This is a genomic window from Streptomyces sp. NPDC006476, from assembly GCF_040612015.1.
GTDB lineage: Bacteria > Actinomycetota > Actinomycetes > Streptomycetales > Streptomycetaceae > Streptomyces > Streptomyces griseorubiginosus_B.
Window position 1 is genome coordinate 23786 of the sequence record NZ_JBEXPK010000085.1, and the last position, 9252, is coordinate 33037.

The following is a 9252-nucleotide window of genomic DNA, read 5'->3' on the forward strand; positions in this document are numbered from 1 at the left end:
TCCGCCGCATGTTCGCGCACTCGACCCAGAACTGGTGGTGGACCGCTCATCCGGCGGCCCACTGACTGCGCGTACGCAAGACTTCGCGAAGGCCGCCCGAGGGGCGGCCTTCGGTGTTTCCGGGGTCCGTTCCTCCCAGCGATTCCCAGTGAATCCTCCAGCGAGAAGGAACCGGACCCATGCAGCTGCTCGACCTGCTCGACGATCCCCGCCCCTTCGCCCTGCTGCGCCGCCGCACGCCGGGCCACGACGAGAACACCGTGGAGCTGTTCCTCGGCCCGGTCACGTCGTACGACCGCCTCGCCGACCTTCCCGACGAGGGGCTCGCCCTGGTGCCCTTCCGCCAGATCCGTGAGCGGGGCTTCGACGTCCGCGACGACGGGACGCCGCTCGCGGTGCTGACGCCCGAGGAGACGCACACGCTGCCGCTGCGGGACGCATTGGCCCAGCTCCCCACCCATGACGTCCGTGTCGAGCGCGGCGGGTTCGACGTCGAGGACGCCGCGTACGGCGAGATCGTCGGTCGGGTGCTGCGGGAGGAGATCGGCCGGGGGGAGGGCGCGAACTTCGTGATCCGGCGGACGTACGAGGGTCGGATCCCGGGGTTCTCCCGCGCCGACGCGCTCGCGCTGTTCCGCCGGCTGCTGGAGGGCGAGCGGGGCGCGTACTGGACGTTCGTGGTGCACACCGGGGAGCGCACGCTGGTCGGCGCCAGCCCGGAGGTGCATGTGCGGATGTCCGGCGGCACGGTCGTCATGAACCCGATCAGCGGGACCTACCGCTATCCCGCCGAGGGCCCGACGCCGGAGCATCTGCTCGGCTTCCTCGCCGACGGCAAGGAGATCGAGGAGCTGTCGATGGTCGTCGACGAGGAGCTCAAGATGATGTGCACCGTCGGCGACATGGGCGGGGTGGTGGTCGGCCCGCGGCTGAAGGAGATGGCCCATCTCGCGCACACCGAGTACGAGTTGCGCGGGAAGTCCTCGCTGGACGTCCGGGACGTCCTGCGCGAGACCATGTTCGCGGCGACCGTCACCGGCTCCCCCGTGCAGAACGCCTGCCGGGTCATCGAGCGCCACGAGGTCGGCGGGCGCGGCTACTACGCGGGCGCGCTCGCGCTGCTCGGCCACGACTCCGGCGGCGCCCAGACCCTCGACTCCCCCATCCTGATCCGGACCGCCGACATCGACGCCGACGGCCGCCTGCGCGTGCCGGTCGGCGCCACCCTGGTCCGCGGCTCGGACCCGGCGAGCGAGGTCGCCGAGACCCACGCCAAGGCGGCGGGAGTGCTGGCGGCCCTGGGCGTACGTCCGTCACGGCCGCGTGCGGAGCACGCGCCCGTACGTCTCGCCGACGACCCACGCGTGCGTGCCGCGCTCGACGGACGCCGGGCCTCGCTCGCACCCTTCTGGCTGCGGATGCAGGAGCGGGCCGAGGAGCTGACCGGTCATGCCCTGGTCGTCGACGGCGAGGACACCTTCACGGCGATGCTCGCGCACGTGCTGCGCTCGGGTGGGCTGGAGGTGACCGTCCGGCGCTACGACGAGCCGGGCCTCGAGTCAGCCGTTCTCGCGCACGAGGGACCGGTCGTGCTGGGCCCGGGGCCCGGTGATCCCGCCGACCTGGAGGACCCCAAGATGCGCTTCCTGCGGAAGCTGACCGCCGAGGTGATCCGGGGCCACCGGCACGGCGTCCTCGGCGTCTGCCTCGGGCACGAACTGATCGCGGCCGAGCTGGGCCTGGAGATCGTACGGAAGGAAGTGCCGTACCAGGGCGCGCAGACCACGATCGACCTGTTCGGACGGGAGGAGACCGTCGGCTTCTACAACAGCTTCGTGGCGCGCTGCGAGGTCGAGGTGGCGGAGGAACTGGCCGCGCACGGCATCGAGGTGAGCCGGGCCGGCAACGGCGAGGTGCACGCCGTGCGCGGCCCGGGGTTCGCGGGAGTGCAGTTCCACCCGGAGTCGGTACTGACGCTGAACGGGGCGGTGCTCGTGCGGGACCTCGTCGGCCGGCTGCGCGGCACGAGCACGTTGTCCTGACCCGGCGGACGTCAGCCGAAGAAGACGCCGACCTCCTCGTACAGCTTCGGGTCCACGGTCTTCAGTTTGGCCGTGGCCTCCCCGATCGGGACGCGGACGATGTCCGTGCCGCGCAGGGCGACCATCTTGCCGAAGTCGCCGTCGCGGACGGCGTCGATGGCGTGCAGGCCGAAGCGGGTGGCGAGCCAGCGGTCGAAGGCGCTCGGGGTGCCGCCGCGCTGGATGTGCCCGAGCACGGTGGTGCGGGCCTCCTTGCCGGTGCGCTTCTCGATCTCCTTGGCCAGCCACTCGCCGACGCCGGACAGGCGCACATGCCCGAAGGAGTCCAGCGACTCGTCCTTGAGGACCATGTCGCCGTCCTTGGGCATGGCGCCCTCGGCGACGACCACGATCGGTGCGTAGGAGGCCTTGAAGCGGGAGGTGATCCAGGCGCACACCTGGTCCAGGTCGAAGCGCTGCTCCGGGATGAGGATGACGTTGGCGCCGCCCGCGAGACCGGAGTGCAGGGCGATCCAGCCGGCGTGACGGCCCATCACCTCGCAGACCAGCACGCGCATATGGGACTCGGCGGTGGTGTGCAGCCGATCGATGGCCTCGGTGGCGATGCCGACGGCGGTGTCGAAGCCGAAGGTGTAGTCGGTGGCGGACAGGTCGTTGTCGATGGTCTTCGGCACGCCGACGACCGGGACGCCGTACTCGTCGGTGAGGCGGGCGGCGACGCCGAGGGTGTCCTCGCCGCCGATCGCGATGAGCGCCTCGACCTCCAGCTTGGCGAGGTTCTCCTTGATGCGCCGGATGCCGTTCTCCTGCTTGAGGGGATTGGTGCGCGAGGAGCCGAGGATGGTGCCGCCGCGGGGCAGGATGCCGCGCACGGCGGGGATGTCGAGGCGGACGGTGTCGCCCTCCATGGGTCCTCGCCAGCCGTCCCGGAAGCCGACGAAGTCGTAGCCGTACTCCTGCACGCCCTTGCGGACGACGCCCCGGATGACGGCGTTGAGCCCGGGGCAGTCGCCGCCTCCGGTCAGTACTCCGACCCGCATGGAAATGTCCCTTCGCCGCGGTTGCCTGGTGACAGCCACGCTAATGGTGATCCACGTCACAGAGGGATGGGCGGGACCGGCAATTCCGGTGAATCAGCGGGCGGTTGGTTTACTCGTCGTCAAGTCCGCGCTCTATGGCGTACCGAACGAGTTCCACCCGGTTGTGCAGCTGGAGCTTGCCGAGGGTGTTCTGGACGTGGTTCTGGACCGTGCGGTGGGAGATGACCAGGCGTTCGGCGATCTGCTTGTAGCTCAGGCCCTTGGCCACCAGGCGCAGCACCTCGGTCTCGCGGTCGGTGAGCTGCGGCGCCCCCGGCTCGTCGGTGCCGGGGGCGGGCGCCGGTTCGGAGGCCAGGCGGCGGTACTCGCCGAGGACCAGTCCGGCCAGGCCCGGCGTGAACACCGGGTCGCCGACGGCGGTACGGCGCACCGCGTCCAGCAGTTCCTCCGTGGACGCCGACTTCAGCAGATAGCCGGTCGCGCCGGACTTCACGGCCTCCAGGACGTCGGCGTGCTCGCCGCTCGCGGACAGCACGAGGACCCGCAGGGCCGGGTTGTGCCCGACGAGCTCCTTGCAGACCTGGACGCCGGGCTTCGCGGGCAGGTTCAGGTCCAGGACGAGGACGTCGGGGCCGGCTGCCTTGGCGCGGCGCACGGCCTGGTCGCCGTCCCCGGCGGTGGCGACGACGTCGAAGCCGGACTCGGTCAGGTCGCGGGCGACGGCGTCGCGCCACATGGGGTGGTCGTCGACCACCATGACCTTGATCGGGTCCTGCCGCTCACTCATCACCGCTCCGCCTTCACGCTCTTGGGTACCTTCAGTTCGACCTCCGTGCCCTGTCCGGGCACCGAGATCAGCTCGGCGCTGCCGCCGAGGTCGCGCAGTCGGCCGCGGATCGACAGGGCGACCCCGAGCCGCCCCTCCCCCTCGGCCTGGGCGAGCCGCCCCTCGGGGATGCCGGGTCCGTCGTCCCGTACGGTCACCACGACCTCGCCGGGTTCGTCCTCGACGAGGATCCACGCGCGCGCGTGCTCGCCCGCGTGCCGGCGGACGTTGTCCAGACAGGCGCCGACGGCGGCGGCCAGTTCCTTCGCGGCGGCCGGCGGCAGCGGCACCGGCGCGCCGGGCTCGGCGAAGCTGACCTTGGCGGCCGCGTACGGGGCGAGGAGGGTCCGCAGATCGACGGGACCGTCCTCGTCGGGCTCGTCCACGACGCGTACGACCGCGCCCTCGGCCGCGTCCTGAGAGGCCCGGGAGACCGGGAGCAGCCCGCCGGAGACCAGGGTGCGCAGGGCGACCTCCTGCTCGCCCGCCATCCGGCCCAGTTCGGCCGCCTCGCCGCCGATGACCAGGCCCCGGCGCTGCACCATGGCCAGCACCTGCAGGACCCCGTCGTGGATGTCCCGGGCGAGCCGCTCCCGCTCCCTCGTCGCGGCCTCGATCTCCAGGGCGCGGGCGAGGGTGCGCTCGGAGGCGCGAGCCACCTCGACGACGTAGCCGATGGCGATGGAGGCGACCCAGACCAGGATGACGTTGTGGACGGTGTCGCGGGCCGGGGCGCCGCGCTCGATGAGGTTGGCGGCGGCGACCGGGGTGGAGGCGAACGCGGCCCAGCGCCAGCCGCCCTTGATGGCGTAGGCGAGGACCGATCCGGCGGTCCATATCGACGGCAGGGTGGGACCGCCGCTGTGGATGTGCGCGTCGTCGGCGGCCAGCGGGGTCAGCAGGATGCCGGTGAGGGCGATGGCGAGGTCGACGGCGAGGAAGCGCTTGGTGCAGGCGGCCGCGTTCTGCACGCGGGGCAGGGTGGCGAGGGTCCACACGAACAGGACGCAGTAGTAGACGATGGCGACGCCGGGTCGGTCGTACTCGTCGTAGGCGGTGGCGAACAGCCCGACCGCGTACAGCATGGTGAGCACCCGGTACGCGGTGAGCGCCCGCCACAGCGGCTGCTCGACCGACATCTTCAGCACGCGCTCGCGCTTGGCCAACTCCCCCACCCCCACAGCCGGGAGCCTAAGCCCCGGACTTGTCCTTCTTGGCCTGTTCCCTCGCCTGTTCCTTGGCCTGTTCCTTCTCGGCCTTCGCCGCCTCCGCGATCTGCCGCTTTGCGGCGGTGGCGTATATGTCGACGTACTCCTGGCCGGAGAGCTTCATGATCTCGTACATGACCTCGTCGGTCACCGCGCGCAGCACGAAACGGTCGTGCTCCATCCCCTGGTAGCGGCTGAAGTCGAGGGCCTTGCCGATGCGGATGCCGGGACGCATGATCTTGGGCATGACCTTGCCCGGCGGCTGGATCTTCTCCGTGTCGATCATCGCGACGGGGACGACCGGGGCGCCGGAGGCCAGCGCCACGCGCGCGAGGCCGCCGGGCTTGCCCCGGTAGAGGCGGCCGTCGGGCGAGCGGGTGCCCTCCGGGTAGATCCCGAACAGCTCACCGCGCTCCAGGACCTCCAGGCCGCTCTTGATGGCGGCCTCGCCCGCGCCGCGCGCGCCGGAGCGGTCCACCGGGAGCTGGCCGACGCCCTTGAAGAAGGCGGCCGTCAGACGGCCCTTCACACCGGGCGTGGTGAAGTACTCGGCCTTCGCGATGAAGGTCACCTTGCGGTCGAGGACCGCGGGCAGGAAGAACGAGTCCGAGAAGGACAGGTGGTTGCTCGCCAGGATCGCCGCGCCCTCGGCGGGCACGTTCTCCAGGCCCTCCACCCAGGGCCTGAAGGTGACCTTCAGCGGTCCCCCGATAGCGACCTTCATCGCGCCGTACAACAACCGAGTGCCTCCTGTTTGTCGTCGATCAGACCTTAACCCGCCCCGCGCGCAAAGGAGCCGACGGCCCTGGTCGGTGTCAGTGCCGTCGCGTACGGTGAAGCACATCTGGACTTCACGTCACTCTCATGAACCGTCCCTCTCATGAACAGGAGACCGATGGTGCCGGTCCTTCCTGGAGCCGAGCCGTTCCGCCACGAGGGCGGGGAGGTCGGCGTCCTGCTCTGCCACGGGTTCACGGGCTCGCCCCAGTCGCTGCGCCCGTGGGCGGAGTACCTCGCCGAGCACGGCCTCACGGTGTCGCTGCCGCTGCTGCCCGGGCACGGCACCCGCTGGGAGGACATGCAGCTCACCGGCTGGCAGGACTGGTACGCGGAGGTGGACCGCGAGCTGCGCGCCCTGGGCGAGCGCTGCGAGCGGGTCTTCGTGGCCGGTCTGTCCATGGGCGGCGCCCTGGCGCTGCGGCTGGCGGCCCGGCACGGTGACGCGGTCAGTGGCGTCGTGGTCGTCAACCCGGCGAACAAGGTGCACGGCCTGTCCGCGTACGCCCTTCCGGTGGCCCGTCATCTCGTCCGTACGACGAAGGGGATCGCCAGCGACATCGCCCTGCCGGGCAGCGCCGAGCTGGGGTACGACCGGGTGCCGCTGCACGCGGCGCACTCCCTGAGGAACTTCTTCCGGCTGGTCGACCGCGAGCTGCCGCAGGTCACCCAGCCGCTGTTGCTGTTGCGCAGCCCGCAGGACCATGTGGTGCCGCCGGCCGACTCCGCGCGCGTGCTGAGCCGGGTCTCCTCGCGGGACGTCACGGAGATCCTGCTGGAACAGAGCTACCACGTCGCGACGTTGGACCATGACGCGGACCGGATCTTCGAGGAGAGCCTCGCGTTCATCGGCCGGCTCGCACCCAGTGTCGGCAAGGAAGGGACGGCCGCTGGTGGCTGAGCACGACTCGGATCGCGAGGACCGCGAGCCGGAGGAGCAGGGCGTCCCGTTCGACGAGGACGCCGCGTGGGCCGCGATCGTCGCCGGTTACGGCGAGGAGCCGAAGGACCCGCCGGGCACGAAGCCGTTCAAGTCGGTCGAGGACCTGGCCCTGCTGGAGCCGGAGACGAACGACGAGAAGCCGGCTGACGACAAGGCGGACCAGGGAGAGAAGGGCGACAAGGAGGAGAAGCAGAGCAGACCCGCGGGTCCGCTGGGCAGCTCCATCTCCTTCGCGCCGGGCGTCGGACCGCGGGACTATTCAGCCCGGGAACCGTCCGAGGACGACTTCGACGAGGACGACGAGGGGCACTTCGTCCCGCCGGAGCCGCCACCGCTGCCCGACGCCGACGTGACCGCCAAGTTCGCCTGGCTGGGCGTCATCGGCGGCCCCGTGCTGATCCTGCTGGCCGTGCTGTTCGGCTGGGACATGACCTGGTGGCTCACCACACTTGGCATCGGCGGCTTCCTGGGCGGCTTCGCCACGCTGGTGATGCGCATGCGCACGGACGACGACGAGCCCGAGGACCCGGGCCGCGGCGCGGTGGTCTGACTCCCCACCCACGCACGATCGAGGGCCCGCCCGGACGCATCCGGGCGGGCCCTCGTGTGCGTGATGGAACTCGATCCGCCGCTGCGGCGAAGGAGAGGTGACAACACGAAGCAGCCCAAGCCTTCGAGGCGTTGACACCACAGAAAGGAGCCCCGATGACCGTCGGACCGGGCGTCGGCACCCGCGCGGAGGATCGCGGGGAGAGTGACGCCCGTGTGATCGAGCGGTCCCGGGACGAGCCCGAACTCTTCGCCGTCCTCTTCGACCGGTACGCCGACGCCGTGCACCGTTACGCGGCCCGGCGACTCGGCACGGAGGCGGCGGAGGACGTGATGGCGGAGACCTTCGTCACCGCCTTCCAGAGACGCGGGACCTACGACCTCACGCGTGCCGACGCCCGCCCGTGGCTGTTCGGCATCGCGACCAACCTCGTGGGCCGGCACCGCCGGTCCGAGGCGCGCCGGTTCCGGGCGATCGCCCGCCTGCCGGAGCCGGTGGAGCACGAGGAGCCGGTCGCGGAGCGCGCGGTCGCCAGGGCCGGTGCCACGGGGGTGCGCCGGGAACTGGCGGCCGCGCTGGGCGGGCTGTCCGCCCGGCATCGCGATGTGGTCCTGCTGGTGGCGTGGGCCGGCCTCGACTACGAGGAGGCCGCCGAGGCGCTCGACGTGCCGGTCGGCACCGTCAGATCGCGGCTGCACCGGGCCCGCGGCAGACTGCGCGAAGCACTGGGCGGAACCGATCCGACGGCTTTCCGGGAGGCGGACGCCCATGCATGACATCGACGAACTGCGCGAACTGAGGGACTTCGACCCGGGAACCGCCCCGCTGGACGACGCGACCAGGCACCGCGCCCGGGCCCGTCTGCTGGCGGCGATGGACCGACCCGTCGCGCGTGTACGGCCCCGCCGCCCCATGCTGCGCATCGCCCTGACCGCCTCTCTCGCCGCCGCGGTGAGCGCCGGTGTGCTGGTCGCCGTACGGGACGACGGCGGCACCCGTACGCACCCCACGGCCAGACCGCCGGTCGCCGGCACGCCGACGCTGCAGAACGCCAGCGCGCGGACCGTGCTGGCGAAGGCGGCTGCCTATCAGCGGTCGCACGAGAAGCAGGTCGCTCCGCGCGACGACCAGTACATCTACTCCAAGGAGATCATCAAGGAGACCGAGCAGGGCACGGGAACCACGAAGACGTACGTCGACGAGGACTGGCGGTCGGTCGACAACTCGAAGTCGTCCTGGGTGATGGAGATCGGCAAGGGGTGGTGGTCGCCCCCGCTGAAGAAGAACGAGGGGGTGTGGCCGACGCAGGACTGGACGCGGCTGTCGAAGCTGCCGACGGACCCCGACAAACTGCTCAGGGCCATGCGCGATCCGTTCGACAGGACGCCGGACTACTCTCAGCCGATCAAGGCCGACGACTGGTGGATGATCGACTTCAGTCTCGAGGGCCTGCTGTACCGGGTGCCGGTCATGCCGGCGGGACTCCGGGCCGCCGCGTACGAGGCGCTGGGGAAGATCCCGGGGGTCAGGGCGACACCCGGGGTGAGGGACGCCCGTGGGCGCGTGGGCATCGGGATCACCTACAGCGACAAGGGCCGCCCGAGTCTCGGCACGATGATCTTCGACCCGGACACGTACGCGTTCCTGGGCTTCCGGAACACGCGCACCTCCGGTGACGGCAAGGACAAGAAGACGTACATCCAGCTGTCGTACCTGGACAGCTGGGCGGTCGTCGACAGGGTGAAGGTGCGGCCGGCCGCCGGGGGCTAGGTGTTCTGTCTCGGGAGGTTGTGGACGGGTGAGCCAGGTCTCAGCTGAGGGATCTTGAACGGGTGAGGGCCTTCCCGTTCGGTGTGGATTGCGACG

General features: G+C 71.1%; 10 protein-coding genes. 6 read left to right on the forward strand and 4 right to left on the reverse strand.

Annotation, left to right across the window (positions count from 1 at the left end):
* Positions 1-8 precede the first annotated feature (8 nt).
* Both ABZZ74_RS45450 and ABZZ74_RS45455 read left to right on the forward strand, forming a co-directional pair.
* Positions 9-65 (forward strand): trp operon leader peptide, encoded by a 57-nt coding sequence (locus ABZZ74_RS45450; RefSeq protein WP_071528813.1) that lies wholly within the window; start codon positions 9-11, stop codon positions 63-65.
* Positions 66-179: 114 nt separating this feature from the next.
* On the forward strand, positions 180-2042 hold the full coding sequence (locus tag ABZZ74_RS45455) for an anthranilate synthase family protein (protein WP_356950002.1): 1863 nt from the start codon (positions 180-182) through the stop codon (positions 2040-2042).
* An 11-nt stretch (positions 2043-2053) separates the two neighbouring features.
* On the opposite strand, the gene ABZZ74_RS45460 is transcribed toward ABZZ74_RS45455, so the two are convergent.
* The 4 genes from ABZZ74_RS45460 to ABZZ74_RS45475 form a co-directional block, all read right to left on the reverse strand.
* Positions 2054-3082: a 6-phosphofructokinase gene (locus ABZZ74_RS45460; protein WP_356950003.1), complete on the reverse strand. Its 1029-nt coding sequence runs from the start codon at positions 3080-3082 to the stop codon at positions 2054-2056.
* 109 nt (positions 3083-3191) lie between these two features.
* Positions 3192-3869, reverse strand: a complete 678-nt coding sequence (locus ABZZ74_RS45465) for a response regulator transcription factor (protein WP_207929731.1) — start codon at positions 3867-3869, stop codon at positions 3192-3194.
* Positions 3869-5074: a DUF5931 domain-containing protein gene (locus ABZZ74_RS45470; protein ID WP_356950007.1), complete on the reverse strand. Its 1206-nt coding sequence runs from the start codon at positions 5072-5074 to the stop codon at positions 3869-3871. Before ABZZ74_RS45470 ends, ABZZ74_RS45465 begins: the two co-directional genes overlap by 1 nt.
* Positions 5075-5099: 25 nt before the next feature.
* The gene (locus ABZZ74_RS45475) at positions 5100-5855 is read right to left on the reverse strand and encodes a lysophospholipid acyltransferase family protein (protein WP_356950004.1); all 756 of its coding nucleotides are present in this window, start codon (positions 5853-5855) and stop codon (positions 5100-5102) included.
* A gap of 159 nt (positions 5856-6014) precedes the next feature.
* Between ABZZ74_RS45475 and ABZZ74_RS45480 the strand changes: the two genes are divergently transcribed.
* The 4 genes from ABZZ74_RS45480 (at position 6015) to ABZZ74_RS45495 (ending at position 9156) form a co-directional block, all read left to right on the forward strand.
* Positions 6015-6794 carry an alpha/beta fold hydrolase gene (locus ABZZ74_RS45480; protein WP_133043095.1) on the forward strand — a complete coding sequence of 260 codons (780 nt, stop codon included), beginning with the start codon at positions 6015-6017 and terminating at the stop codon, positions 6792-6794.
* Positions 6787-7386 carry a hypothetical protein gene (locus ABZZ74_RS45485; protein WP_356950005.1) on the forward strand — a complete coding sequence of 200 codons (600 nt, stop codon included), beginning with the start codon at positions 6787-6789 and terminating at the stop codon, positions 7384-7386. The genes ABZZ74_RS45480 and ABZZ74_RS45485 overlap by 8 nt, the downstream gene beginning before the upstream one ends.
* A 155-nt stretch (positions 7387-7541) precedes the next feature.
* Positions 7542-8162, forward strand: coding sequence for an RNA polymerase sigma factor (locus ABZZ74_RS45490; RefSeq protein WP_133042883.1), 621 nt, complete (start codon positions 7542-7544; stop codon positions 8160-8162).
* Positions 8155-9156, forward strand: a complete 1002-nt coding sequence (locus tag ABZZ74_RS45495) for a CU044_5270 family protein (protein ID WP_356950006.1) — start codon at positions 8155-8157, stop codon at positions 9154-9156. The genes ABZZ74_RS45490 and ABZZ74_RS45495 overlap by 8 nt, the downstream gene beginning before the upstream one ends.
* Positions 9157-9252 lie beyond the last annotated feature (96 nt).